15 protein-coding genes are annotated in these 26,789 nt (G+C 64.0%); 9 read left to right on the forward strand and 6 right to left on the reverse strand.

The features are described 5' to 3' along the window. Together Q1L59_RS12240 and Q1L59_RS12245 are read right to left on the reverse strand one after the other, a co-directional pair. On the reverse strand, positions 1-414 hold a 414-nt coding region (locus tag Q1L59_RS12240), incomplete at its 3' end, for a flavodoxin family protein (RefSeq protein WP_300332567.1). A 48-nt stretch (positions 415-462) separates the two neighbouring features. Next, positions 463-1,023, reverse strand: a complete 561-nt coding sequence (locus tag Q1L59_RS12245) for an NAD(P)H-dependent oxidoreductase (RefSeq protein ID WP_300332568.1) — start codon at positions 1,021-1,023, stop codon at positions 463-465. Positions 1,024-2,151: 1,128 nt separating this feature from the next. On the opposite strand from Q1L59_RS12245, the gene Q1L59_RS12250 reads away from it, so the two are divergent. From Q1L59_RS12250 to Q1L59_RS12285, 8 genes are all read left to right on the forward strand, one after another. Next, complete coding sequence (locus Q1L59_RS12250; RefSeq protein WP_300332569.1) at positions 2,152-2,799, forward strand: TMEM165/GDT1 family protein; 648 nt, start codon at positions 2,152-2,154, stop codon at positions 2,797-2,799. Between the two features lie 84 nt (positions 2,800-2,883). Then, a complete protein-coding gene (locus Q1L59_RS12255) occupies positions 2,884-6,807 on the forward strand; it encodes a YhdP family protein (protein ID WP_300332570.1) in 3,924 nt (1,307 codons plus the stop codon). A gap of 40 nt (positions 6,808-6,847) precedes the next feature. Then, positions 6,848-7,678: a carbon-nitrogen hydrolase family protein gene (locus Q1L59_RS12260; RefSeq protein ID WP_300332571.1), complete on the forward strand. Its 831-nt coding sequence runs from the start codon at positions 6,848-6,850 to the stop codon at positions 7,676-7,678. 52 nt (positions 7,679-7,730) lie between these two features. Further along, positions 7,731-9,179, forward strand: coding sequence for a metalloprotease TldD (gene tldD / locus Q1L59_RS12265; protein WP_300332572.1), 1,449 nt, complete (start codon positions 7,731-7,733; stop codon positions 9,177-9,179). A 97-nt stretch (positions 9,180-9,276) separates the two neighbouring features. After that, positions 9,277-10,065 carry a type IV pili methyl-accepting chemotaxis transducer N-terminal domain-containing protein gene (locus Q1L59_RS12270; RefSeq protein WP_300332573.1) on the forward strand — a complete coding sequence of 263 codons (789 nt, stop codon included), beginning with the start codon at positions 9,277-9,279 and terminating at the stop codon, positions 10,063-10,065. A gap of 349 nt (positions 10,066-10,414) precedes the next feature. After that, entirely contained in the window at positions 10,415-12,427 is a 2,013-nt protein-coding gene (locus Q1L59_RS12275) for a fused MFS/spermidine synthase (protein WP_300332574.1), read from the forward strand. 30 nt (positions 12,428-12,457) lie between these two features. Further along, positions 12,458-14,533 carry a molybdopterin oxidoreductase family protein gene (locus tag Q1L59_RS12280; RefSeq protein ID WP_300332575.1) on the forward strand — a complete coding sequence of 692 codons (2,076 nt, stop codon included), beginning with the start codon at positions 12,458-12,460 and terminating at the stop codon, positions 14,531-14,533. A gap of 484 nt (positions 14,534-15,017) precedes the next feature. Further along, complete coding sequence (locus tag Q1L59_RS12285; RefSeq protein WP_300332576.1) at positions 15,018-21,263, forward strand: AAA family ATPase; 6,246 nt, start codon at positions 15,018-15,020, stop codon at positions 21,261-21,263. 97 nt (positions 21,264-21,360) lie between these two features. Here Q1L59_RS12285 and Q1L59_RS12290 read toward each other — a convergent pair whose 3' ends face one another. Next, positions 21,361-22,260: a DMT family transporter gene (locus Q1L59_RS12290; protein WP_300332577.1), complete on the reverse strand. Its 900-nt coding sequence runs from the start codon at positions 22,258-22,260 to the stop codon at positions 21,361-21,363. Between the two features lie 66 nt (positions 22,261-22,326). Between Q1L59_RS12290 and Q1L59_RS12295 the strand changes: the two genes are divergently transcribed. Beyond that, positions 22,327-23,250: a LysR substrate-binding domain-containing protein gene (locus tag Q1L59_RS12295; RefSeq protein ID WP_300332578.1), complete on the forward strand. Its 924-nt coding sequence runs from the start codon at positions 22,327-22,329 to the stop codon at positions 23,248-23,250. Between the two features lie 121 nt (positions 23,251-23,371). Here the strand turns inward: Q1L59_RS12295 and Q1L59_RS12300 are convergent, their stop codons facing one another. The 3 genes from Q1L59_RS12300 to Q1L59_RS12310 all read right to left on the reverse strand — a co-directional run bounded on the left by Q1L59_RS12300 (position 23,372) and on the right by Q1L59_RS12310 (position 25,679). Further along, complete coding sequence (locus tag Q1L59_RS12300; RefSeq protein ID WP_300332580.1) at positions 23,372-24,013, reverse strand: discoidin domain-containing protein; 642 nt, start codon at positions 24,011-24,013, stop codon at positions 23,372-23,374. A gap of 415 nt (positions 24,014-24,428) precedes the next feature. Next, positions 24,429-24,884, reverse strand: coding sequence for a hypothetical protein (locus Q1L59_RS12305; protein WP_300332581.1), 456 nt, complete (start codon positions 24,882-24,884; stop codon positions 24,429-24,431). A 348-nt stretch (positions 24,885-25,232) separates the two neighbouring features. Further along, positions 25,233-25,679 (reverse strand): SRPBCC family protein, encoded by a 447-nt coding sequence (locus Q1L59_RS12310; RefSeq protein ID WP_300332583.1) that lies wholly within the window; start codon positions 25,677-25,679, stop codon positions 25,233-25,235. Positions 25,680-26,789: the final 1,110 nt, after the last annotated feature.

Consider the following 26,789-nt stretch of genomic DNA (forward strand, 5'->3'; position numbering starts at 1 on the left):
AAGGCGGAAAGGCGAGTCGGCAGCCTCGCTTTCTACGCCACCGCAGAATTGTTCCCTTCCGCGCGACATCGGCGCCCGCTGCCCCGGGTGGCAGTGCTGAAACGAAAAATTCACAACCTCTGAGTTGGTGAAACCGCCGGCAATCTTGTTCCGCCAGGCCTGGGCGAACCAGGGTTTGCTCGAAGCGTCGGCAAACTTCTTGAAGTCGGCAGATGCGTTGCCCATGTAGGTTGGCGCGCCGAAGATGATCGCATCGGCGGCGTTGAGCTCGGCCCAATGGGCTTCGGTCAGTTCGTTGACCGGGTAAAGCGTCGCGCTGGCGCCAACGACCGAGTCGGCACCCTGATGGACGGCGGCGGCCTGGCGGGCCGTATGTCCGTAACCGCTGTGAAAGACGATGGCGATTTTGACCATGTGGTTCTCCTGGTGAGGGGTTAGAGAGAAGGCTAGCGGCAGACCCGCCTAGCGTGTCGCGCGATGCGCCGCGGTCAGCCGGATCAGGTCGCCGATGACGCCGGCAAGGGCTTGCTGCAGTTTCGGATCATCCAGCTTGCCGTTGCCAATCACCTGGCTGGCGTTGCCAACGGCGAGTTCATTCGGCGACACGAGCACGCCGAGCCGGGACAGGAGGAGGCGCAGATAGGGTAAGCCACGGATGCCGCCGAGGGCGCCGGGCGAGGCGCCAAAGATGGCTGCGGTACGGCCCGACAGGGCTTCTGGCACGCCGGCGGGGGCCGGGCGTGACAGCCAGTCGATCGTATTCTTCAGCAAGGGAGTGAAAAAGCTGTTGTATTCGGGCGAGGCGACGAGGAAGCCGTCATGCGCCGCAAACAAATGTTTCAACTCGATGACGCGCGCGGGCAGTCCCGCATCTTCGAGGTCGCCGTCATACAGGGGCAGGGTATCGGCCTGCAGGTCGAGCACCGTCACTTCGGCCCCCTGCGCTTGTGCGATGGCCACGGCCGCGGCGAGTAGTCGCCGGTTGAGTGAATCCTTGCGGCCGCTGCCGGCAAAGGCAAGCAAGCGGACTGTCGATGCAGGCATTTCTCGTCCTTTCGAGAGCGATGGTTCATCCGGATGAGCCGGCCAGACTCCGACAACGGGTCGTAGGGCGCGGTTCCCGGCCGGACAATCTCGTTCTCGTCGGCGCAGCCGGCGCCATCGCAGTCCCAGACAATCACGCCACGCGTTCCGATGCTGCCCACGACATGCAAAGCAGGCTGCGCGAACTGCAGCGAGAGCTGGGTTCGCGCCTGGGCTCGAGCGTTCGGGCGTGCGCTGGGGGCGAGCTGCGAAGCTTCGCCGCGGCGATCACTGCAGCCCGCGCACGGCAATGCGGTCGGGATTATGGGAAAATCAGATCGCGTGCCGGGTCGAACCCAGCATGCACTCATTGTGCCGTGGGTCGGCAAAGCCCGTGATCGTCAGCACGGCAGGCGATCTGGGCGAGCACCTCGCAGCGCGACCCGTCGCCCGTGGACCTTGTTGCGAGAACGCCGCGGCAACCGCCGCTGCCGTGGCGGCGAACTCAGCTCTTCAGCGAGCGTCCGAGCTGGCCAGGATCTTTCGTGAAGTGACTCCGTCCGGATGCGGATCGGCGGCGGGCGCGAGGTTCGCAGGCCGGCCGGCGTCCGGCCCCGGCACGCTGCTCGGTGCAGGTTGCGGGCGCCGGTTCTCCCTTTCGGCCCAGACGTTTTGTGCTTTGACGGGTTGACAAGGCCGATCCGAAAACTCGACGCGGCCGTTGTACTCGCATCTGAACAGTGAAGCGCCCAACGCGGCTTGGCTGGCTTGTAATCCGAGCGCTACCACCAGGATGCTCAGCGATCTCATGGATGACTCCCACGGTTGTACCTAAGTGCATGGACGCCATCCTTGCACGTCCGCCCTCGCCAGCCAGTGTCGAAAATCACGTTTGTCCTCGTCGTCGAACGATTTCCTCGCCGTCTCGGCTGAAGCGCTGCACGCGGATGTCTGCGCAAGGTCATCTGGCGTGCCGGTGGCGTCAACTCGCCGCCCCGTGAGCGCATGAGCGCGCTCGTCTGCCACGTTCGCGGCCTACTCGCGTTATACTCACACGTCGGATTCCGGCCCTGTCGGGCCGCCTGTCCCGCTTCGTCGTGACAGCAACAGAACATTCTGAGGAACGCAATGGACAGCCTGCTCAACGAGGTTTCGCCGTTTTCCTCGCTGCTCGCTACGGGTAGCCTCGTCGACTGGTCGGCGGCGGCAGTGGCGAGTTTTGCCTTGATTGCCGCGGCGGAAATCGGTGACAAGAGCCAACTCGTGTGCATGACGCTGGCTTCCCGGCATCGTCCGGCGCCGGTCATGCTGGGCGCGCTGGCTGCTTTTGCCGTGCTCAACACCTTGGCGGTCGTCTTTGGTGCGGCGATCGCCAGTTGGCTGCCCGAGTATGTGGTCGGCGCGACGGTCGCCGTGCTGTTTGCCGTCTTCGGCATACACGCCTTGCGTGCCAAGGACGACGACGACGACGATGAGGTCGAGGAGAGGAGCGGTCACGGGATCTTTCTGACCACGTTTCTGCTCCTGACGGTGGCTGAATTTGGCGACAAGACGCAATTGGCCGTCGTTGCCCTGAGTAGCACGCAGGCGCCGGCGGCCGTCTGGGTCGGCGCCACAGTTGCGCTGGCAATGACTTCCGCGATCGGCATCCTGGCTGGCCGAACCATCCTGCAGAGGATTCCCCTGGCGCTGCTGCACAAGCTGAGCGGAGCCTTCTTTCTCGTCCTGGCGATCGTTGCGGCTTACCAGGCCTATGGCGCCTTTACGGGTCGGTAGGCCGGCGGACCGAGCGCCGCGGTCGGCGCCAGCTTTGCCGCGCGCCGGGCCATCGCCTGCGCTGGCCGTTGCCGAGGCGGCCTGATGGTGGAGGATGACGTTGCTCCGGGTTTGCCCGGCGGCACGCGCCAGTGGATGCCGGTCGCCGCAGTCCCAGCGCTGCGGGCGGTGTGGACTTTCTCGGTACGCGCGTTCTGGCTGGTCTATTTCACCTTCGTCGTCCTGGTTCTCGGGCTGCGCTATCTGGTTCTTCCCGGCATCGAAGGATATCGTCCGGACATCGAGCGCGAGGCCAGTTGGGCACTTGGCCTGGCGGTGAGCATTGGGCGAATCGAGGCCAGGTGGGCCGGCCTCAATCCCGACCTGATTCTTTCCGACGTACGGATTGCCGACCGCAAGGGCCAGCCGGCGCTCGCTTTCCGGCGTGTCGAGAGCGTTCTCTCGTGGTGGTCGTTGCCCAGTCTGCAACTTCGCTTGCGTCTGCTGCAGATCGACCAGCCGACGCTGCATCTGCGGCGCGATGTCGACGGTCGTTTCTTCATTGCCGGCATCGCGGTCAGCGAGGCGGGCAGCAACAACGACATCGCCGATTGGGTCCTGGCGCAAAAGAGCATTCGCGTGAGTGGCGCGACCGTCATCTGGGAGGATGCAAAGCGCGGCGCACCACCGCTGACCCTGCAAGAGGTGAATTTCGCACTTGACAACGACGGTCGCCGCCATCGTTTTGGCCTGACGGCTGTCCCCCCGCCCGAACTTGCCTCGCCGATCGATCTGCGCGGCGACTTGCGCGGCAAGGACATCGAGCAGGCTAACACGTGGACCGGGCAAGCCTTCGCGCAGATCGACAAGGTGGACCTGGCCGTCTGGCGCGCCTGGCTGGACTATCCGGTCGCCTTGCCGCGCGGACGCGGCGCGGTTCGTGTGTGGGCCGATTTTGCCGATGGTGGGCTGCGCGAACTGACCGGCGACTTTGCTCTGGACGAGGTGAACCTGCGTCTGGCACGGGATCTGCCGGCGCTCGATCTGCTGCACATGTCGGGCCGTGTCGGCGTTCGCTTCCTGGCGGACGGGGCGAGCGTGCAGGCGCGTGGCGTGCAGCTCACGACACGACCGTCGGAGGCGGCTCGTAGTAGCGCTGAGGTGGGCCTGCGCATCGAGCCCAGCGACTTCGCGGTCGATTGGCGACGGCAGAGCGACGGGCGTACGGTGCAGGGAAAGGTGAGCGCGAACAGCTTTGAACTCGCCACGATTGCGGCGCTGGCGGCCTATCTGCCGCTCGATGCCGGTTCGCGCCGACTGCTCGACGACTTCGCGCCGCGCGGCAAGATCAGCGAACTGCGAGCGGCGTGGCAGGGGAGCGTGGATGAATTGAACAGCTACACGCTGAAAGCACGCTTTGACGGCCTGGCACTGAAAGCGCGCGCCTACTTTCCGGGAGTATCGGGCGTCTCCGGTGTTGTGGACGCGAACGAAAAGGGGGGAAGCGCCGAACTGCGCGCCAAGGGGGTGACGCTCGAGCTGCCGATGGTTTTTCCAGAACCGGCGATTGCGCTCGACACGTTGAACGCACAAGCCCGCTGGAAGATCAGCCAGGGGCAACTTGACGCGGAGCTGCTGCGGGCCGAATTTGCCGGGGCAGATGCCGCCGGTGCGGCCCGCGGCACGTATCGCTTCAACGGCGAGGGTCCGGGCACGGTCGACTTGACCGCCTCGCTGAGCCGCGCGGAGGCGCGTGCCGTGTGGCGCTACCTGCCACGCGTGGTCAACACGGATGCCCGGCACTGGGTGCGCGATGCGCTCAAGGCGGGTACGGCAAGCGAGGCGAAGCTCGTTTTGAAAGGCGATTTGGCGCACTTTCCTTTTCTCGACCGTTCGCAGGGCCAGTTTCTGGTGACGGTGAAGGCGCGCGATGTCGTCCTCGACTATGCACAGGGATGGCCTGTGATCAGTGGAATCGAGGCGGACTTGCGCTTCGAGGGCGCCGGCATGGTCGTCGAGGCAAAGCGCGGTGCGATTCTCGGCGCTCGCCTTGGGCCGACGCGAGCCCAGATTGCCGATTTCGATGCGCCGGTGGCGACGCTCAAGGTCAAAGGAGTGGCCGAAGGGGAAACGGCAGAGTTTCTCAAGTTCATCGCGCAGAGCCCGGTAGCGGCGCAGATTGACCAGTTTACAGCGGCGATGGGTGCCATCGGCAAGGGCCGTCTGGACATCGGCCTGGCGATACCGCTCGCCGAGGCGCACCTGCCGGAGTCGAAGGTCGACGGCAGCTACACCTTCCTTGCCAACGAAGTGACGCTCGATCCGGCGTCGCCGCCTTTGCGCCAGGTCAATGGCACGCTGAACTTCAGCGAGAAGGACTTGCGCATCAATGAAATCGCGGCCAGCTTCCTGGGGGGGCCGGTGAAGATCAGGGGCAGTGTCCAGGCCGGGCGCGTTCTTGTGACCACCAGCGGGACGATCGCTGTCGAGGAAGTCCGTCGGCGTCTCGACCTGGCCTTGCTCGACGCGCTCTCGGGTACCGCCGCATATCGGGCTGAGGTTCGCATCCGCAAACGCGAGGTCGAACTGGTCGTCGAGTCGAATCTCGTCGGGATCACCTCGACTCTGCCCGCGCCGTTTGCCAAGGCGGCTAGCGACGTGCTGCCACTGCGCATCGAGAACGCAACACTTCCGACGGCGGCGCAGCGCAGTGGCGCTCCGATCGTCCGCGAGCAATTGCGTGCAACGCTCGGCAACACTCTCGGTATGCACCTGATTCGCCGCAAGCAGGGCGATGAACGTGTGCCTGAGCGCGGCGCGATCGCCATTGGCCGGCCGTTGGGGCAGGTTCCGGAACGTGGCATTGCGCTCGGGATCAGTGCGCGGCTGGTCGATGTCGACTCCTGGCGGAACGTCTGGCGGCGCAGCAAGAATGGCGGCTCATCCGGCGGCAGCAGCCTGCCGCCGCTCACCGTCGAAGTCAAGGCAGACGAGCTCGTCATTCACGGCAAGCACTACAACGAGGTCAGTGCCGGCATCAGCGGCGCGGCCGCCCAATGGCGGGGCTATCTGAACGCGCGTGAAGCAAACGGGAGTTTTCAATGGGACGGCGCCGGCGCCGGCAAGCTGAGCGCGCATTTCAAGCGATGGCGGCGCCCGGAAAAGGCAAGTGAGCAAGGCAGTCCGACGGAACTGCTCGACGAGTTGCCAGCGCTGGACATCGTGGTCGACGACTTCATCGTCGGCGACCACCACTTTGGCCATCTTGACGTGCAGGCACATAACGACGGCGGTATCTGGCTGCTCGACCGGATCGTGCTGAGCAATCCATCCGGCAGCCTGACCGGGCGCGGCCAGTGGCAGGTGGCCAACGGCAACCGCACGCAACTGGATTTTGCCCTGGAGAGCAACGATGTCGGCAGGTTGCTCGATCGCCTGGGTTACGGCGGAACGATGCGCGGAGGCAATGCGACGATGAACGGCCGGATAGGCTGGCAAGGGTCGCCGGCGGCGCTCGATTATGCGACGCTGAGCGGCGACATGGCGCTCGAAGCGAACAAGGGCCAGTTCCTCAAGCTCGACCCTGGGGCGGCGGGCAAGCTGCTCGGTCTGATCAGCCTGCAGGGGCTGCCGCGCCGTTTTCTGCTCGATTTCGGCGATGTTTTCAGCGAAGGCTTCGCGTTCGACCGGATCAGCGGGAAAATGACCGTCAGCAGTGGCCTGATGCGCTCGGATCGCCTGCAGATCGATGGGCCGGCGGCGCGTGTCGTGCTGCGTGGCGAGACCGATCTGAAGCGGGAAACGCAGCGCCTGGCAGTGAGTGTGCAACCCGAACTTGGCGGCAGCGCGGCGCTCGGTGTCGCCGTGGTCAATCCACTCGCCGGTGTGGCTACCTTGTTGGCACACCGGATGCTGCAGAATCCACTCAACCGGGTTTTCGCTTCCGAGTACCTGATTACCGGTACCTGGGCCGACCCCAAGGTTGAGAAGCTGACCGGCGCCAAGGCGGCGCCGGCGAGTACGCCCTGACCGCCGGCAGCGCACGCATGGTTGACCCAATGGAGAGTGTATGAACGAATCGACTACCAGGCAGGCGCACCGGCGCTGGCGCGTTGCCGCGCTGCAAATGGTTTCGACGCCGCGCGTCGCTGATAACCTGCACAGCGCTGCGCGGCTGATCGACGAAGCGGTGGCGCGGGGTGCGCAACTGCTGGCGCTGCCCGAGTACTTCGCCATCATGGGGATGACCGACGCCGACAAGGTGAGCCAGCGGGAGGACGAGGGCGGCGGGCCGATCCAGGATTTTCTCGCGGCTGCGGCGGCTCGCCATGGCATCTGGCTGATCGGCGGGTCGCTGCCGCTGCGCACCGACGATCCGGGCAAGGTGTTCAATTCCTGTCTGGTCTATCGCCCAGACGGGCAGCGCGTGGCGCGCTACGACAAGATACATCTTTTCGGCTTTCGCCAGGGAAACGAGAACTACGACGAAAGTGCAACGATCAAACCGGGTGATCGGGCAGTCGCAGTCGACACAACGTTTGGCCGTGTCGGCCTGTCGATCTGTTACGACCTCAGGTTTCCGGAGCTTTATCGCGCGTTGGGTGTCACCGACCTGCTCGTCATTCCGGCTGCTTTCACCGAGACGACCGGACGCGCGCACTGGGAGATCCTTCTGCGCGCCCGGGCAATCGAGAACCAGTGCTACGTCCTGGCGGTGGCGCAGGGCGGTCGGCACGAAAACGGGCGTGAGACACACGGCAACAGCATGCTGGTAGACCCCTGGGGCACCATTCTCGCGCGCCAGGAGAAAGGGCCGGGAGTCGTCGTCGGAGAGGTGGACGACGCACGTCTGGCAGAGATTCGTGCCAGTCTGCCGGCGCTTCGCCACCGCGTAATGTGACGAGAAGGCAAGGCAAGCTCGACCAACCCGCAGTTGTCATGGGAACCACCGTATGACCACCAGAAACCAGACCCTGTTCACGCAGGCCAGGAACACCCTGCTTACTCCCTATGGCCTCGACCAGGCTGATCTGCAACGCATCTTCAGCCGGATCATGGCGCATCGGGTCGACTATGCCGACCTGTATTTCCAATACACGCGCTGTGAGGCGTGGAGTCTCGAGGAAGGAATCGTCAAGGCAGGCAGTTTCAACATCGACGAAGGCGTCGGCGTGCGCGCGCTGGCCGGCGAGAAAACCGCCTTCGCCTATTCTGACGACATCAGCGCGCAGGCACTGGACGATGCGGCTGGCGCCGTGCGGGCGATCGCCTCGGCTGGCGAGGAACGCCGCGTGCCGCTGGCCAGGCGCAAAAGCGGGCATGCGCTCTATGCGCCGAATGATCCGCTCTCCTCGCTGGACGCGGCGAGCAAGGTCCGCCTGCTTGAACGGCTGGAAGCGATGGCGCGGGCCGAGGATCCGCGGGTCAAACAGGTGATGGCGCATCTGGCTGGCGAGTACGAAGTCATACTCGTCGCGGGCAGCGACGGACGGCTGGCGGCGGACATTCGACCGCTGGTGCGCGTCTCCGTGACGGTCATCGTCGAAGATCAGGGTGAGCGCGAGCAAGGCTCGTCCGGCGGCGGTGGTCGAACCGACTATGCCTTCTTCACCGATACGTTGCTGCAGACCTATGCGCGCGAAGCTGTGCACCAGGCGCTGACCAATCTGGGCGCGCAACCGGCGCCCGCCGGGACGATGACTGTCGTTCTCGGTCCAGGCTGGCCGGGAATTCTGCTTCACGAAGCGGTCGGTCACGGTTTGGAAGGTGACTTCAATCGCAAGGGAAGCTCGACGTTTGCCGGGCGCGTTGGCACCCGGGTCGCCGCCGCGGGCGTCACCGTCATCGATGATGGTACGCTGCCAGGCCGCCGCGGTTCGCTCAACATCGACGACGAAGGTAATCCGACGCAGCGCACCGTGCTGATCGAAGACGGTATTCTGCTCGGCTACCTGCAGGATAGCCTGAACGCCCGCCTGATGGGCGTCGCTTCGACCGGCAACGGGCGGCGCGAATCGTTTGCCCACCTGCCGCTGCCGCGTATGACCAATACCACGATGCAGGCTGGCGACCGGCACCCCGACGAGATCATCGCATCGGTCAAGAAGGGAATCTACGCGGTCAATTTCGGTGGCGGTCAGGTCGACATCACGAACGGCAAATTCGTTTTCTCGATGTCCGAAGCCTATCTGATCGAGAACGGCAAGGTCGGCGCACCGGTCAAGGGCGCGACCCTGATTGGCAGCGGACCGGAAGCAATGACGCGGGTTTCGATGATCGGCAATGACTTGTGTCTCGACCCCGGCGTCGGTACTTGCGGCAAGGATGGACAGAGCGTACCGGTCGGCGTCGGCCAGCCGACGCTGCGCATCGACGGCCTGACGGTAGGCGGAACGGCCTGAGGACCGATATTGCCTGGCGCGCGCCTGCGATGGCGGGCGCCCGGCGGTGTACAATCGCAGCCCGTGCACAGGGTTGGAGAGGGCTGGAGGCGTTGCGATGCTTGGGAGAGTAGCCTGCCGTTGGTGTTTTGTCATCTTGGTGCTGTTTCTGCACGCGTCGGCCGGGGCTGAGATCGCCGACATCAACTCCGCGATCAACAAGGCCGGCCGCCAGCGCATGCTCTCGCAACGCATGGCCAAGTGCTTCTTCCAGATCGGCCTGGGGGTGGACAGCGATCGCTCGCGTCGCGTGCTCGACAGCTCGGTGACGCTTTTCGAACGGCAGCTTGGCGAGCTGAAGAGCTTTGCCCCGTCACCCGAGATCCGCGACACCTATCAGAAGCTGGACAAGGCTTGGGTGGCGTATCGCCAGGCGCTGATCGCGGCCGTACCGAAGCAGGGCGAAGGAGCGCGCATCCTGCAACTGTCGGACGAGGTTCTGCGTCTCGCGCATCAGGGTACGCAGCAACTCGAAAGCCGTTCGGGAACGACTTCGGGCCGCCTGGTGAATATCGCCGGCCGCCAGCGCATGCTCTCGCAGCGCATGGCCAAGTTCTACCAGGCGGCGGCTTGGGGGGTTGGCGGCGAGCAGACGGGCGCCGAAATCGACAAGGCGCGCAGCGAGTTTGTCAGCGCGCTGGACGAACTGAACGCGGCGCCGACGAACAATGCGGCGCTGCGCGAAGAACTCGATCTGGTCAAGCAGCAGTGGATGTTCTTTGCGAACGCCTTGAGTCAGCCTGCCGGTGCCGACAAGCGGCCGCCGACCACGGTGGCGACGACCAGCGAGCGCATTCTTGAAACGATGGAAAACGTCGTTGCCATGTACGAGAAGCTCGCCAGATAGTCGGCAGCGGCTGCCCGTTGCGGGGTCGGGCGGTGCCCGCGTCAGCCTTGCATGCGCTTTGCCCGGCTATAATGCGTGGCTTTCGTGCCTGGTGGCCAAGCCCGCAGGCGGCCATCCCTCCTTTCGGCGAAACTGATCGGCCGCGGCACAGCGTGCCGCGCGGCGGTGCTGCCGTGCGTCTGCCCACCCGGTGCTCCAGCCGGTGCTCCAGCCGGCGCGGTCGGTTCAACATTGTTGGAGTGCATATCATGTCGCCGCAGTGTGTCGTCCAGCCGCAGAAAAGCGCCGTTATGACTTCGGCGCAAGAGGCGGCAACGCCACGCATACCGCACGCCGGATGGGTCCAGCGATGACCAGCTTTGCCCTGACCGTCTTTCTGTCGGCGTTTCTGCTTTTCCAGATTCAGCCGATCATCGCCAAGATGATCCTGCCGTGGTTCGGCGGTTCGTCGTCGGTGTGGAGCACTTGCCTGGTCTTCTTTCAGGTCGAACTGCTGCTCGGCTATCTTTACGTTCACGTCTTGCACGAGTGGCTGGCGCCACGCCGGCAGAATCTGGTCCATTGTGCCCTGTTGCTGGTCAGCCTGACGACACTGCCGGTCGTCGCCGATCCGGCGTGGAAAGGGATGACGCTCGACAACCCGACCTGGAACGTTCTGCTCGTCCTCGCCTCGGCCGTCGGCTTGCCCTATCTCTTGCTTTCGACGACCGGTCCATTGATGCAGGCGTGGTACGCCCGGGCCTTCGCCAGCTTGATGCCGTACCGGCTGTACGCCCTGTCGAACCTGGCCTCGATGCTCGCCTTGCTGAGCTATCCGGTCTTGGTCGAACCGAACTTTCCCGTTCTGGCGCAGGCGCAGGGCTGGTCGTTTGCTTATGTCGCGTTCGTCGTCGCGTGTTTCGCCAGCGCCTGGCAGTCGTGGCACGGCGTCGCGAGCGAGCGCGAGAACGCGGCGAGCACGCCAGAGACGGCGCCGCCAACCTGGCGCGAATGCCTGTTGTGGGTCGGCCTGGCGATGAGCGCGTCGCTCCTGCTGCTGGCCGTCACCCGCCATCTGACGCAGGATGTGGCGCCGGTTCCCTTCCTCTGGGTGTTGCCGCTGAGCATCTATCTGCTCAGCTTCATCCTTTGTTTCGATGCACCGCGCTACTACCACCGGCGTGGCTTTCTCTGCGCGCTGCCGATCGCCTTCCTGGCCCTCGACCTTGTTCTCGATGGCGCCGGATTGGGCGTGCCGGTGCTGGTCGCCTTGCTCGCCGGTTCGCTCTTCGTCTTCTGCATGGTCTGCCACGGCGAACTCGTTCGGCGGCGGCCACCGTTACGTCACCTGACGCTGTTCTATCTGATGCTGTCGATCGGTGGAGCTTTGGGCGGAATGTTCGTCGGCCTGCTGGCGCCGGCGATTTTCAACGCCTACTACGAATTGCCCATCGGTCTATTCCTGTGCGCCGGACTGGTGATCGTCATTCTCTGGCGGGAGGTTCGGCCGGGCTGGCGCTGGCTGCTCGTTGCCGCCCTGCTTGCCTATGGCGTCCGCCTCGGGCAGATCTCCTATGATTATGTGGCCGACTATCGGCGCGTCCTGCGCAACTTCTACGGTCAGTTGCGCGTCGACGACGTCAGCTACGACGATCTGGGGGTGAAACGCCGGATGCAGCATGGCGAGGTTTACCACGGCGAGCAGTTCATGGCCGAGCAGTATCGGCGCCAAGCGAACGCCTACTACTGCGAGAAATCGGGCATTGGCCTCGCCCTGCGCAGCCTGGCCGGTGACGCGCCGCTGAAGATCGGCGTGCTCGGCCTGGGCGCCGGGACGCTGGCTACCTATGGCCGGGCAGGCGACCAGATGCGCATGTACGAAATCAACGAGCAGGCGCTGGAACTGGCGCGCAGCGAGTTCACCTACCTGGCCGATTCACCGGCGGAGATTGCGTACGTGCTCGGCGACGGGCGGCTGATGCTCGAACGCGAACCGGCGCAGGGCTTCGACCTGCTGGCCATCGACGCCTTTTCGGGCGATTCGATTCCGACGCACCTGCTCACCATCGAGGCGATGCAGGCGTATCTGCGCCACGTGAAGAACGACGGCGTGCTCGCCGTGCACATTACTAACCGCTATCTCGACCTGCGCCCGGTGGTCGCTGCGGCGACCGAGAAACTCGGCCGCGTCGCGCTGATTCACCAACTGCAACGGGAAGAAGGCGACGCCTTCTGCCGGAGGACGGTGTGGGTGCTGATCGCGTCGGCCGAGCGGGCGGCCAGCCTGTCGGGGCAGATTCCGGGCGCTGAGGTGCTGGTCGCTCGTCCGGGCTTCAGCCTGTGGACCGACAGTTTCTCGAACCTGCTGGGAATCCTGCGTTGAGCGGCTCGCCCTACGCCGAAAGGAGATCACGTGACAACTTCAGCCGCGGGTGAAAGCCCGACCATCGTGCGCGGTGTCTGCCCGCACGACTGTCCCGATACCTGTGCGCTCGACCTGACGGTGCGTGATGGTCGGGTGATCAAAGTGGTCGGCGCCGCGGACCATCCGCCGACCGACGGCGTATTGTGTACCAAGGTCGCTTTCTACCCCGAACGGCTGCACCACCCCGATCGGCTGCTCTTCCCGCTGCGTCGGGTGGGCGCCAAGGGGCCAGGCGCGAAGTTCGCGCGCATTTCCTGGGACGAGGCGCTGGCGACGATCGTCGAGCGTTTCCGGCGGATCATCGCCGAGGATGGTGCCGAGTCGATCGTTCCCTACAGTTATGCGGGCAATTCCGGTCTGCTTGGTTACGCTTCGATGGACCGCCGCTTTTTCCACCGCCTCGGGGCTGCCCAACTCGACCGCACGATCTGCGCCAGCGCCGGCGCCATGGGGTATGCGGCGACGATCGGCGCGATGCGCGGCTTCGATCCGGAGAACATCGTCGACGCCCGCCTGATCATCCTCTGGGGGACGAACAGCGTCGTCTCCAATCTGCATTTCTGGCGACTCGTGCAGCAAGCGAAACGGCGCGGCGCGCGTCTTATCGCGATCGATCCCTTGCGCACGGCGACCGCCGAGAAGTGCGACCAGCACCTGGCGCTCGTGCCGGGGACCGACAGTGCGCTGGCGCTTGGCCTGATGCACGTCCTGATCCGCGACGGGTTGCTCGATCGCGACTACATCGACCGTTACTGCGTCGGCTTTGCGGCGCTTGCCGAGCGCGCGGCGGAGTATCCGGTGGACCGTGCGGCAGCCCTCTGCGGGATCGACGCAGGCGAGATCGAAGCGCTTGCACACGCGTACGCGACGACGCAGCCGGCCGCCATTCGCACCAATTACGGAATCAACCGGACCGCCGGCGGCGGCATGGCGCTGCGCGCGATCGCCTGTCTGCCGGCACTCGTCGGCGCCTGGCGACATCCCGCCGGGGGGGTTCTGCTGTCGACTTCGGGCAACTATCCGGTGGCCAGCGCAGCGCTCGAACGGCCCGACCTGATGCCGCTGCCGCGGCCGCGAACGATCAACATGAGCACCATCGGCCACGATCTGATGCACGCCACACCGCCGATCAAGGCGCTCTTCGTCTACAACAGCAACCCGCTGGCGGTTGCGCCGCAGTCGGCCGAGGTCGTGCGCGGCTTTGCGCGCGAAGACCTGTTTACCGTCGTGCACGACCTTTTTCAGACGGATACGGCGGACTACGCCGACCTCGTGCTGCCGGCCACCAGTCACGCCGAGCAACTCGACATCCACAAGTCGTACGGACATCTGTACGTGCAGGTCAATCGGCCGGCGCTCGCGCCGCTCGCCGAAGCGCTGCCGAATACCGAACTCTTCCGGCGTCTGGCGCGGGCGATGGGGTTTCGCGAAGCCTGCTTTGCCGACAGCGACGAAGACCTTTGCCGGCAGGCTTTCGACTGGCAGGACGAGCGCCTGGCCGGACTCTCATGGGAGAAACTCAAAGCCGACGGACACGCCCGGCTGCACCTGCCGCGTGGCGCTGCGCCTTTCGCCGACGGGGCCTTTCCGACACCGTCCGGCAAGTGCGAGTTCTTCAGTGAAACGCTGGCGCGCGCCGGCCTGGATCCGCTGCCCACCTTCATCGCACCGCGCGAATGGCGGGAAAGCGATCTCGCCAGCGAATTTCCGCTGGCGCTGATCACGCCACCGGCGCGTAATTTCCTCAATAGCACTTTCGCCAACTCGGCGCGTTTTCTCGCCCAGGAAAAGTCGCCCGCCGTCTGGCTCCATCCGGTCGATGCGGCCGCGCGCGGCATCGGCGAAGGTGAGCCAGTACGCGTGTTCAACCGGCGCGGCGAGTTCCACGCGCGTGCTGTCGTCAGCGAGCGCATGCGCGTCGGCGTCGCGCAGGCAACGTCGATCTGGTGGCGCAAGCTGTCGCCCGACGGCCGCAACTGTAATGAAGTGACCAGCCAGGCGCTCACCGACATGGGCGGCGGGGCCACCTTCTACGATTGCCTGGTCGAAGTCAGCCGAATCTGATCCAAGCGTCGATTCGGCATTCTTCGCACTTGACCGTCAGAAGTCGCCGAGTTGTGGGGTTCGCCGTATCAACCTTCGATCGCTGCGCGGTGCTGACCGCCACATCGCGCCGTGGACGGCGAGACGCCAGACGTGGCCTGCGGCAGGGCCCTCGCGTCGGCTATCCGAATCGCGCCGTAAGACACGAGGAAAGGGGGAATGCGTTCCGCGGATTTGTGGACCATGGGCAACTGCACACCGGGTCGTTGGCCGTGGCAAAGTCCAACGATTTTTCGGCCGCACTTCGCTGCACCCTCAAGTTCAACGACTCTTGGCCGTTTCGTATAGCATCGCACCAGGTCGACCGCAAGCGCCGTGCGGGCCGCTTGGCCACGACCGGCGGGCTGCATGTCGCGAGGCAGATCTCCTTCCTGAAGGGTTGGCGCCGCTTGTTTTGGCAAGCTTAGCGGCAGGACTCGTTCTAGCGATTGCAGGGCGCAGGCAGATGGAAGCTTCATACAAGCTGATTGCGAGGATTCACGAAGGCGCTTCGCTCACTCTCTGGCGAGCACTGCGCGCCTCCGATTCTCGGTCGGTGCTGCTGAAGAGCGGTCGACGTGCGGACGACGACACCGCTGCCGCGGTGCGCAACGAGGCTGAGCTTCTGGAGAGCGTCGCGGGCGAAGGTGTCATCGGCTTGCTCGGCATCGACGAGAGCGCAGCCATTCCGCGACTGATTCTCGACGATCCGGGTGGCATTCCGCTCAGTGAGTGTTTCGCGGCCGGCAAGCCGGACGTCGACACCTTCTTGTGCATCGCTTTGCAAGCCGCTCAGGTGCTGGGCAAGGTTCATTCCGCCGGGATCGTCGTAGGGGACATCAACCCGGAGAATTTTCTCTATCAGCCGGAGCGTCGCCAACTCAAGCTGCTCGGACTTGCCGCCGCGATTCACGGTCCTCGGGCCAGGCAGCCGTTCGATTCGCCGACGCGCCTTGCCGCATTGCTACCCTATGTGTCGCCGGAACAGACCGGGCGAATGAATCGCGGCGTCGATCAGCGAAGCGATTTCTACTCGCTCGGCGTGATGTTCTACGCGCTGATCACAGGCCAGCTCCCCTTTGTCTCCGACGATCCGCTGGAGATCGTTCACGCCCACCTGGCGGTCGTTCCGCCCGATCCGACCAGGCTAGACGATGCTGTTCCGGCGACGATCTCGCGGATCATCCTGAAGCTGATGAGCAAGACGCCTGAGGAGCGCTACCAGTCAGCCGCCGGGCTATGTCGCGATCTGGAGCGCTGCGCGTCGGAGTGGCGCGCGAAGCACGAGATTGGCAACTTCCCGCTGGGAACCTACGATCCCTCGCTCAAGCTGCGGATTCCGCGCAAACTTTATGGTCGCGAGAAGGATGTTGCCGCAATGCTCTCGGTCTTCAACGAGGTGGCCGAGGGGGCGAGCGCGCTGCTCCTGATCGCCGGCCATTCCGGAGTGGGCAAGTCCTCGCTGGTGCACGAGATGTTCTTGCCGATCAGCGAACGGAGAGGCTTCTTTCTCGAAGGAAAGTTCGAGCAATACCGGCGCGACATCCCGTTCTTGGCCTGGCGTCAGGCGCTCGACGGTTTCGTGCGCTTCCTGCTCCGCTGCCCGGAGAACGAGCTGGCGGTTTGGCGACAAGCGCTGCAACAGGCCTTGGCGGGCAATGGCCGCGTGATGACCGAGCTGTTGCCCAACCTCGAACTGATCATCGGCCCGCAACCGCCGGTGACCGAACTCAAGGGTCAGGAGGCTTTGAACCGCTTCGCTTATGTCGCGCAACAGTTCGTCAGTGCGCTGGCCCATGCGCAGCATCCGCTGGTCATCTTTCTCGACGATCTGCAATGGATCGATGCCGCTTCGCTTGGCCTGCTGCAGAGTCTGCTGAGCGATACCGCGCTCACCCATGCGCTGTTCGTCGGCGCCTATCGCGACAGTGAAGTCGCGCCGGGCGACGCGCTCACCGCCGCCATCGCCGATCTGGAAAGCCGAAAAGTCAACGTACATCGCTTGTCCGTGCGCAACCTCGAGCCGGGAGAAGTCGACAGTCTGATCGGCGACGCCTTGCCCGATGCGCTGTCCGACAGCGCGTCGCTGGCGCGTCTCGTCTACGCGAGGACCGGCGGCAACGCCTTTTTTGTTCATCAGGTTCTGCATCTTCTGCAGGAAGGCGACTACTGGGATTTCGACCCCTTGCGCGGAGTCTGGCATTTGGACAAGGACAAGGCGAATGCCCTGCAGCTCACCGACAACGTCGTCGATCTGCTGGTCGAAAAGATTCGTGGCCAACTCTCGGCCGATCTGGCGCAGCTTCTCGCCTTCGCCGCGTGCATCGGTAATCGTTTCGACCTGTCGATGCTCGATCGACTCAGCTCACATACGCTCGCCGACGTTCGCCAGGTGCTGCGTCTGGCGATTCGGGATGCTTGGATCACGACGGACGCCGGCGACTTCGTGTTTTCGCACGACCGCGTGCAGCAGGCCTTCTATCAGCTGATTCCGCAAGAGGAGAGACAGAAAAACCACCTGCAGATTGCCCGCACGCTGTCTGCTGGCGACGAGGTGCCCGAGGAATGGATCTTCGATGCTGCCAATCACCTCGGCCATTGCCTCGCGCTGGTCTCCGAGCACGACGAGCGCTACCGTTTTGCTGACCTGTCGCGGATCGCCGGCGAAAAGGCGAACCGTACGGCCGCTTACGAAACCTCGTTCAGGTATTACCTCCAGGCGATCGAGTTGCTCCCCGCAGGGCACTGGCAGGAGCGCCACGCCGCTAGCGTCGAGCTGTTTCTCGGCGCCGCCGAAGCCGCTTTCCTGGTCGGGCGCTTCAGCGAAATGGAACGTTTCTGCCAGGCGGTGACGGCTGCTTCCAGCGCAGTGCTGGATCGGATCAAGGTCTGCGAAATCCTGGTCAGCGGAAAGCTGGCACAGACGCGCTTGCAGGAAGCGATGGACATCGGTATCGCGGCCTTGCGTCTGCTGGGCGTTGATTTTCCCGCGCAGATCGAGGAAACGCACTGGCAGACCTGGCGGGATCGGGTCGGCGCTTCCTTGGCCGACCGACCGGTGTCGGCCTTGATCGATGCGCCGGAAATGACCGATCAGAATGCCCTGATGAAGCTGCGCATCCTGTCGCGCCTGCTGCCCGCGGTCTACAAGTTCAGTCCCGACCATCTGCCGCTGATCACGGCAGAAATGGCGATGGCCAGCATCGAATACGGAAACACCGGCTTGTCGGCGTTTGGCTACAGTTGTCACGGGATGATTCTGGTCGGATTTTTCGCCGACTACAAAACGGCTTGGGAGTACGCGCATCTGAGTCGGGCGATCATCGACCGATACGGGGCAAGAAACGTCATTCCGCGCGCGTACCAGATCATCGAGGCGACGATCCGGCACTGGAAAGAGCACGCGGCGGCCACCATAGCACCGCTGGAAATGGCCTATCACTGCGGGCTGGAAACCGGCGACTTGGAGTACGCCAGCTACTGCGCGGAGTTCGAGGCGATCCACCGATACCTGCTCGGCGAGCCGCTGCTCAGCCTACGTTCCAAGATGGACGCCTACGCGTGGGCAATCGAGAAGACCGGGCAGACGGTGGCGCTGAATCATCACCGCCCGGTGCAGCAGGCCGTGCATAACCTGCTCGGTGAAGCGGTGGACAGCGCTACCCTGCGCGGCTCGGCTTTTGACGAAAGCAGCGAGTTGGCGACGCTGGTGGCTTACAACGATCGCCTGTGTCTGCTCATCGTTTACCTGCAGAAGATCCTCCTCGCTCTGGTCTTCCGTCAGCCGAAACGCGCGGGAGAGTTCGCGATCGCTGGCGCGCAATACGCCGACGGGGCTCCCGGCTGCTTCGTCCTGCCCTTCTTCCAGGCCTATGAACTGCTGGCGCTAATCGGCGCCAGCCGCGTCGACCCTGCCTTCGCCGCTTTCAGCGCACGCCTGAGCGCTGCGGCGCAGCAAGCACCGATGAACTATCGTCACCTCTTCGACTTGGTGACGGCGGAGTCCGCTGCGCTGGAGGGGCGCGACGCCGAGGCGCAGGCCGGCTACGAAAAGGCGATCGACGGCGCAAATCAGGGGGGCTTTTTGCGCGAAGCGGCACTCGCCTGCGAACTGGCTGCCGAGTTCTACTTGCGTCGTGGGCAGCAACGCCTGGCCGACTTTTATATCTCCAATGCACACGCCGCCTACCAGAAATGGCAGGCGTGGGCCAAAGTGCGCGAACTCGTCACCCACCATCCGTTTCTGCCTGCCTCTCCGGGTCGCGAATCGGGGCGGACCTCGCCCGCCGAGCGGGTCGACCTCGACCTGTCGACCGTGCTCAAGGTCTCGCAGTCCCTCTACAGCGTAATGGATTTGAACGCGCTGGTGCAGAAGATGATGCGACTGATCGTCGAAAACAGCGGCGCTCAACGAGGCTGCCTGCTGGTCGAGAAGGCGGGCGAATGGTTCATCGAAGCGGAATTGGACGCTGCGCAGGGCAACGTGGTAACCCGCCCGGCGGAGAATCTGGAGACCGCCGGCAGCGTGCCGGCGAGCATCGTCCGCTATGTCGTGCGCACGCATACTGCAGTCGTACTCAACGACGCTGCTCGGGAAGGAGCGTTCCGCGACGATTCCGTCGTCCGCCAACTGCCGGCCAAGTCGCTGCTCTGCATTCCGTTCATCAGCCAGGGTCGGGTGAGCGGCGTTCTCTACCTCGAGAACAACCTGGTCGCGGGCGTGTTTTCAGCCGACCGCGCGCAGTTGCTCGAAGTCTTGTGCGCGCAAGCCGCCACAGCGCTCGAGAACTCGCGCCTTTATGACGAAATGGAGCAGCGCGTCGCCAGCCGCACCGCGGAGTTGTTGCGCGCCAGTCAGGAAGCGCGAAACGCCACCGAATTGGCCGAAGCTCGCGCGGCCGAACTCCGCCGACAGGCCACCTTCATACAGGCGATTCTGGAGAATATCGCCGACGGAATCGTCGCCTGCGACGAGAACGGAACGCTGACCCTGTTCAACCGCGCCACGCGCGAGATGCACGGCGTCGAACAAGCTGACCTGCCGCCGGAAAAGTGGGCCGAGCACTACGACCTCTACAAAGCCGACGGCAAGACGCGGATGGGCATGACCGACATTCCGCTCTACCGCGCATTTCGCGGCGAACGACCGCGCAACGTCGAGATGGTCATCGCGTCCAGACGGGGCGAACCGCGCGTCGTCCTGGCCTCGGGGCAGGCGATGATCGACGACAGTGGCAAACAGCTCGGCGCCGTGGCTTCGATGCACGATGTCACCGAAGAGAAGCGCATCCAGGCGCAACTGAAAACGGCCAAGGAAGCTGCGGAGGCGGCGAATCGGGCGAAGAGCGTCTTTCTGGCCAACATGAGCCACGAATTGCGTACGCCGCTGAACGCGATTCTCGGCTTCTCGGAACTGATGTGGCGGGACGAAGCGACGACCGATCCTCAACGGCAACGCCTGGACATCATCAATCGCAGCGGCAAACACCTGCTGGCGCTGATCAACGACGTCCTCGACATGGCCAAGATCGAGGCCGGGCGCGTCCAACTCGAGATCGCGCCGTTCGACCTGCGCGAGTTGACCGGCGATCTGATGGACCTGATGCGGGTGCGGGCCGTCGAGAAGAATCTGGAGTTGCAGCTCGAACAGTCTTCCGAGCTGCCGCGCCTCATCCGGGGTGACGAGACCAAGTTGCGGCAAGTGCTGGTCAATCTGCTGGGCAACGCGATCAAGTTCACCCGTGAGGGTCGTGTGAGTCTGCGCCTGGGGGCGGAGTCCGATCCGCACGGGCTCCGCCTGCTGATCGATGTGGAAGACAGTGGTCCCGGCATCTCGCCGCAGGACCAGGCACGGATCTTCGAACCCTTCGTACAACTGGATCAGGCAGCTCCGCAAAACGGCACCGGACTCGGGCTGACGATCTCTCGGCAATTTGTCCACCTGATGGGCGGCCAACTGACGTTGACCAGCCAACTCGGACAGGGAAGCTGTTTTCGAGTCGAACTGCCGGTCGAGGCCGCCGCACCATCCGAAGTGTCGGTCGAGGTCGACGACGACAGAGAAGTTGTCGGGCTGGTCGCCGGCCAACCGGTATATCGCATCCTGATTGTCGAAGACCAGCCCGAGAACGCCCTGCTGCTTCGCACCTGGCTAGAAGGCACCGGATTCCAGACGCAAATCGCCGAAAACGGGGAGCAGGGCGTAGCGCTGTTCCAAGCGTGGCAGCCGCACTTGATCTGGATGGACCGGCGCATGCCGGAGATGGACGGATTGGAGGCGACCCGGCAGATCCGGGCCCTGGACGGCGGACGCGCGGTCAAGATCGTCGCCGTCACCGCATCGGTCTTCGCCGACGAAGACGCCGCCATGTTGGCGGCGGGGATCGACGACGTGCTGCACAAGCCGGTTCAATCCTCAGCAATTTTCGACTGTCTGGCGCGCATGCTGGGCGTATCCTACAGCTATAAGGAGAGCACGGCCTCATCAGGAACAGCGGCGGCCGTCGCGTCGAACAAGGCTTCGCTTGCTGACTTGCCGGAAGATCTGCGGCGCGAGTTGATCGATGCCTTGCTGGTATTGGACACCGCACGCATTGACGCGCTGGTCGCGCGAGCGGCGGAAGCGGACCCGGTAGCGGGACAGTTTCTTCGCGACCGCACCGTCGACTTCGAGTACGAACTGATCGAAGAGGCGTTGCGGCGCGGCCTGTGACGGCCGGGCACAAATTTCGCGAAGGCGTGACCGGACGTGAAGGCCATGGCTTGTCGTTGTGCGGCGTCGGAGGCGAGTCGGCGTTTTCCGGCAACGACTACTGCCGACTGACGAGCACGACGCCGGCGACAACCAGCGTCGCGCCGGCCAGTTGTGCGGCCGATAGTGCCTCGTCGAGCAGGCACCAGGCGAAGAGGATGGTCAATACCGGCCCCAGCGTGCCGATCAGTACCGCTTTCGCCGAACCAATACGACGAATTGCCGCCGACTGCATGAAAACCGGCAGGACGGTCGAGAATATCGCCATCGCCGCACCGTAAGCGTAGATCGGCAGAGGCTGACGCAGGGCCGACAAGGGTTGCGTAGCGAAAAAGTGAAGCTGTGTCGCCGCCGTCGACACCAGCAAGGCCAAAGCGGTAAAGCGCGCTGCGCCAAAACGCTGAATCGCCGCCGCACTGCCGGTGAGATAGAAAGCGTAAGAGAGCGACGAAGCAAAGACGAAGGCCACGCCGACAAGCACTCTGGCGTGATCGCCGGCCAGGTCCAGATCATGCGCGAAAGCCAAAGCGATCCCGGCGTAGGAAAGCAGCAGCGCGCCAACCTCCCGTCGGGATAGCAGTTTGCCTTGCCAGAACACTCCGATCAGCACGGTCAGCGTCGGATAGGTAAACAGGATCAGCCGTTCGAGACCGGCCGAAATGTACTGCAGACCGAGAAAGTCGAGGATGCTCGCCCCATAGTAACCGAGCAGACCAAGCACGGTCAGCATTGACCAATCGCGCCCGCTCAGCGGAGGGGCCTGGCGGCTGGCGGTAAAGCCGATCCACAGAAACGCTGGCAAGGAAAAGACCATGCGCAAGGACAAGAGCGTCACCGCGTCGACCGGCGCCGCGGCGTAAGCCAGCTTGACGAAGATAGCCTTGAAGGAAAAGCCGAGGGCGGCGAGCACGGCCAGCGCAACGCCCAGGTGTTGGCTGCTCCAGTCTTTCCAGGGCATGAGAGGGGCTCCGAATTTGTCGTAGGCGAATGATGCCCGGCCAAAAGTGCCTCAACAATTGGTATATTGACAAGCCACCGTTCGTTCCAGACAAAGCCAATCCACTACGACCTCACCGATCTCCGGCTCTTCGTGGCCATCGCCGAAGCGCAGAATCTGACCCGCGGCGCCGAGCGGACGCACCTGGCGCCCTCGTCCGCCAGTCACCGTATACGCTTGCTCGAAGAGAACATTGGCGCGCCGCTGCTGCTGCGTCAGGCGCGCGGTGTCGCCTTGACGCGCGCCGGCGAGGCGCTGTTGCGCCACGCTCGTCAGGTCTTCGCCCAACTTGAACAGATGCACGCCGATCTGGCGCCGTATGCTGAAGGCGTTCGCGGTCACGTCAGCCTGTGGGCCAACACGCACGCCACGCACAGCTTCATTCCCGACGACCTGGCCGACTTTCTGCGCCGCCATCCGCAGGTCAGCGTCACCCTGGCCGAGCACACCAGCCCGGAAATCGTTGTCGCCGTGGCTCGTGGCGAAGTGGAGATCGGCGTGGTCGCCGAACGTGTCGAAGGCGCGCAAGTCGAATTGCTGCCCTATCGGGCCGATCGCCTGGTGCTCATCACTCCCGCCGCGCACCCCTTGGCGACGAGGACAACCGCCCGTCTGGTCGACGTCCTCGACTACCCCTTCGTCATGCTGCATGCCGGTTCGGCGATTCATACGTTCACGATGAACGCCGCTGCCGCGCTCGGCCGGCACGTCGACGTGCGCATTCAAGTTCGCAGTTTCGAGGCCGTCTGCCGGATGGTCGGCGCCGGCGTCGGCATCGGCCTGGTGCCGCGCACCGCTGTTCCTCGCGGCGGCCTGCGCGAACCGCCGACTGTCGTCGAGCTCGACGAGACCTGGGCACAACGTGACCTGCAGGTCTGCGTGCGTCGCCGCGCGGAGTTGTCAGGTTTCGCCGCGGCGCTGGTCGACTGCCTGGTCTCGCGCGCGGCGTGAGCGAAGCAAGACCGCGATCCGGCGGTGGCAGACCGGATCAGGCCTGCTGAATCCGGGCGCGGAGGGCAGACCCCAGAGGTGGGCGGCCCGGCCTATCGACCGTACCTGACTGGCGAACGCTTCAGGAGCGTTTGCGAAGCGCTGCGCCGAGCGCCGCCAGGCCGATGCCCAGCAGGCTGAGACTGAATGGCTCGGGTGCCGGCGTGGGGCTCAGGGCTGTGAATTGCACTTCGTCCATGAAAGTCCATGGGCCATTGCGCATTGCCGCCACCCGCACGTAGCGGGCGTCGGCCGCCAGGCCGTCCAGGCTCAGGAAGCCGTGTGGCAGCGTGCTGTAAGCGTCCACATCATTGCTCGACGACGGTGGCACGACCAGGGACTGCAGGAAAGTCCACCGCGTACCGTCGTCGCTGCTATAGACGCTGATCGACGGAATGACCACATCGGCCAGATTATCCTGTGTCGTTCCGACGCGGATCTGATCGATCCGGCGCCGGGTGCCGAAGTCGAAGTCGACATTCACCACGTCCTGGTAGACCCAGCCCACCCATTCCTGTCCGCTGTTCGCCGCCCATCCCGCCGTACCGAAGATCCCGTCGGTGAGCTTGCTCCGGCCCGGATCGTGGTAGCACCAAGTGCCGCACGCGGTAGACCGCTCAAAGCTGTAGGACAACGGCGTCACCGTCACGGCGGCGGCGGTGCCGCAGAATAGTCCGAGAACCAAACTGGCGGCGGCAAACTTGTGGAACCCACTCTTCTTCATCAGATATCCTTTGTCAACTAGGGCGGTTGGCCGCCGCCCTTCGCTGATCTCTCGTTTTCGTATCTCTTCGCAGCAGTCGCCCTGTCGAAACTGGCGTATCGGCTGTCGCGGCAAGACGCCAAGCAAATTACATGCCGGCCGCCGGATCTGGGTTGACATTACTAAAATATACAAGGTAGTAGGCTTCCTCTGTTCGGCATTGATGTGACTGGTGCTGGAGTCCCGAAGGAACGGCTGTAAAGAATTTCGACAACACTCGTGAACGCTGCCAAAGCTTCGAACTTGTACCCAACGCCTGACGGTCGAGCTGAGCCGACCCGCTAAGCAAAGCGGCACGCCCGGGCTGAGAAAATGGACGGACTCCCTCAGCCCGGGCTTACGCCGCTTTGCTTAGCGGGTCGGCTCGAGCGAGTGGTCAGACCGTGCGCGCGACAGTGAAGCCAGCCTTCTTGACAACAAGCAGGCAGAGTTCGACGAACTCGGCGTGCGACAGGTCGTGCTTGGCATCATTGGTTCTCCAGCCACAGATTCGAAAACCTGAATTGGTGCGAGCCGACTCGACGTGGTCCACGGTAGGCAGGAGCGCGAAGCCTGCCTTGTAGCCGTGGCGCTCCGCATGTGACTCGTCGTTGTTGTACCTGCTGAGCAGGCTCCAATCAAGGGCTTCTCCGGTGTAGTGGTCGTGGCCACCGCTGGCGACGACGGCTTCATGAATGGCGTCGCGGTACAGCGTGCCTGAGATTCCTTCGTAGCCTCGTTGGCGGTCGCGTTTCAGATGCGCGGCTGCCTTCCTCCCGAGCCAGTGCTCGTACGCAACGGGTTCAACCATACCGACGAGGAATGCTGGCAGCGGGTGGCGTTTGGATGGCATTGACTGTGCGGCCTAATGTGTGAATTCACCGGCACCGGCCGAGAGCCTACGGGACAAGCAGGCAGGCTGCCTCGGCGTCCGGTGGAATGACGGGGGTTGGACGAATGGGCGAGAGCGTAGCCGCTGCCCAGCGGAAAGGCCAAGTGGCCACGGGGAAAGAACCCGGCCGACCGCGCCACGGCGCCCGTGCGCCGACCCAAGGCGCCGCACGACAGCAATGACCGGCCGCCGAGCCGCCGCCTCAGCCGCGGGAGCGACGCCAGTGCGAGTGCCACGCCAAGTTATGCTTTCTGCCGGAGGCCAGGGCGTCAGCGACCGACATACCGGCCTGTCAGGAATCGCGGCGGGTTAGCCCGGAATGTCGGGCTCGACAAGCGTTGCGAGCTGAGCGAGGGATTCCTGCCAGCCGAGATGGCACATTTCGAGCGGGATGGTCACGGGAATGCCGCTTTGACAAATGCTCAACTCGGTTCCGCAGAGCACCGGCGTGAGAGATACCGTTACCTCCATGACTCCCGGAAGGTTCGGGTCGTCAAAACTATCCGTATACCGGAGCCGTTCGCTCGGGGTTAGCTCGAGATACTCGCCACCGAACGAGTGACTGTTGCCGCTCGTGAAGTTATGGAACGTCATTCTGAAAGTGCCGCCGACGCAGGCGTCCAGGTGATGCACGGTGCAAGTGAAACCATAGGGCGGAAGCCACTTCGCCATGCCTGCGGCTTCGGTGAAAGCGCGATAGACCTTCTCTGGCTTCGCGCGAAGAATCCGATGTAGTCGAACCGTGCGGTCGGTCATGGGGTAGGTCCTCAGCAGGGACTGTGAATAGGTAATGACGGAACTGGCGGCGCACCCAGATGGGTGTACTGCGATGCCCAACGTGCAAATTAATCGGCGCCGGCTGAGGCGCTACGGGACAAGCAACTCCGCAGCCTCGGCGTCCGGTGAACTGAGCGACTGGGTAAATAGGCAAGAGCGTAGCCATTACCCGGCGGAAAGGCAAGTTGGCGACCGGGAAAGAACCCGGCCGACCACGCCACGCCGCCCGTGCGCCGGCCAAATGCAGCGCACGACAGGAACGACCGGTCGCCGAGCCGCCGCGTCAACCGCAGGAGAGATATCACGGCGAGCGCCACGCGGGGCTGTGCTTTCTCCCGCAGGCGAGGGCGATACCCTTGCGCGTAGCAACAAACCCATGGGCGCTCCTTCCACAGCGCACAACTTGAGGCGACAATCCGAATTGACGCACAGCTTTGCGTCAATTGCGCTGATTCGGCTACATGCTGCAGAACGCCACCAACCGAAACAGGAACATAGGCCATCGACACGGTTACGACGGGTTTCGCGAACTGCCGCAGCGCCAACGGAGCGGCGCGCTCTCCGGGATCTGCTTGCCCAGCTTCTTAGCTGCAGCACCTGCAAGCACTATCGCATGCCGACTGAGCGAGCATAGATGATCTGGATGTGTGGTTTCATCCTTTTTCACAGCAAGCGCCATCCACCGGAAGTGGCTGCGCGAGGACGCGTTTCTTAGCCATGTGCCGGTCAAGGGCGGCTTTTCGCTTCAACGCAGAATCAGAAAGCGAAAGTCTAGTGGGGCCAGACAAGATCTTGAGATGTTCGCGTCGTTTCTCAGGTTAAGCGCGCGCAAACGTCCTGGCGCAGGGCTTGAAGCGGAAAGTGAGCGGAAAGGGGCCAGGCTGTTCGCCGTGATCGGCGGTTATTGAAGTGGACCCGAAAGTCAAGACAAGAATCTGGTGTGTTTAAGCTGGGCACGTGACTGCTTTAGCAGCTGGACGGCGCTGCCCCGGTTTCGCCTCTGGTTTGGTTGGTTTGTGCTGTTGCTTTTGATGTGGCTTCTGCGGCGGGAGAAACGCCTGTGGAGCGTAGCGGAACAGGGGTTTCTCC

Source organism: Accumulibacter sp. (assembly GCF_029255125.1).
Lineage (GTDB): Bacteria > Pseudomonadota > Gammaproteobacteria > Burkholderiales > Rhodocyclaceae > Accumulibacter.

Bases quoted from the DNA above. Each gene is read 5' to 3' on its own strand.
- Q1L59_RS12250 (WP_300332569.1), top strand. From the start codon at position 2,152: ATGGACAGCCTGCTCAACGAGGTTTCGCCGTTTTCCTCGCTGCTCGCT.
- Q1L59_RS12255 (WP_300332570.1), top strand. From the start codon at position 2,884: ATGGTGGAGGATGACGTTGCTCCGGGTTTGCCCGGCGGCACGCGCCAG.
- Q1L59_RS12260 (WP_300332571.1), top strand. From the start codon at position 6,848: ATGAACGAATCGACTACCAGGCAGGCGCACCGGCGCTGGCGCGTTGCC.
- tldD (WP_300332572.1), top strand. From the start codon at position 7,731: ATGACCACCAGAAACCAGACCCTGTTCACGCAGGCCAGGAACACCCTG.
- Q1L59_RS12270 (WP_300332573.1), top strand. From the start codon at position 9,277: ATGCTTGGGAGAGTAGCCTGCCGTTGGTGTTTTGTCATCTTGGTGCTG.
- Q1L59_RS12275 (WP_300332574.1), top strand. From the start codon at position 10,415: ATGACCAGCTTTGCCCTGACCGTCTTTCTGTCGGCGTTTCTGCTTTTC.
- Q1L59_RS12285 (WP_300332576.1), top strand. From the start codon at position 15,018: ATGGAAGCTTCATACAAGCTGATTGCGAGGATTCACGAAGGCGCTTCG.
- Q1L59_RS12290 (WP_300332577.1), bottom strand. From the start codon at position 22,260: ATGCCCTGGAAAGACTGGAGCAGCCAACACCTGGGCGTTGCGCTGGCC.
- Q1L59_RS12300 (WP_300332580.1), bottom strand. From the start codon at position 24,013: ATGAAGAAGAGTGGGTTCCACAAGTTTGCCGCCGCCAGTTTGGTTCTC.
- Q1L59_RS12305 (WP_300332581.1), bottom strand. From the start codon at position 24,884: ATGCCATCCAAACGCCACCCGCTGCCAGCATTCCTCGTCGGTATGGTT.
- Q1L59_RS12310 (WP_300332583.1), bottom strand. From the start codon at position 25,679: ATGACCGACCGCACGGTTCGACTACATCGGATTCTTCGCGCGAAGCCA.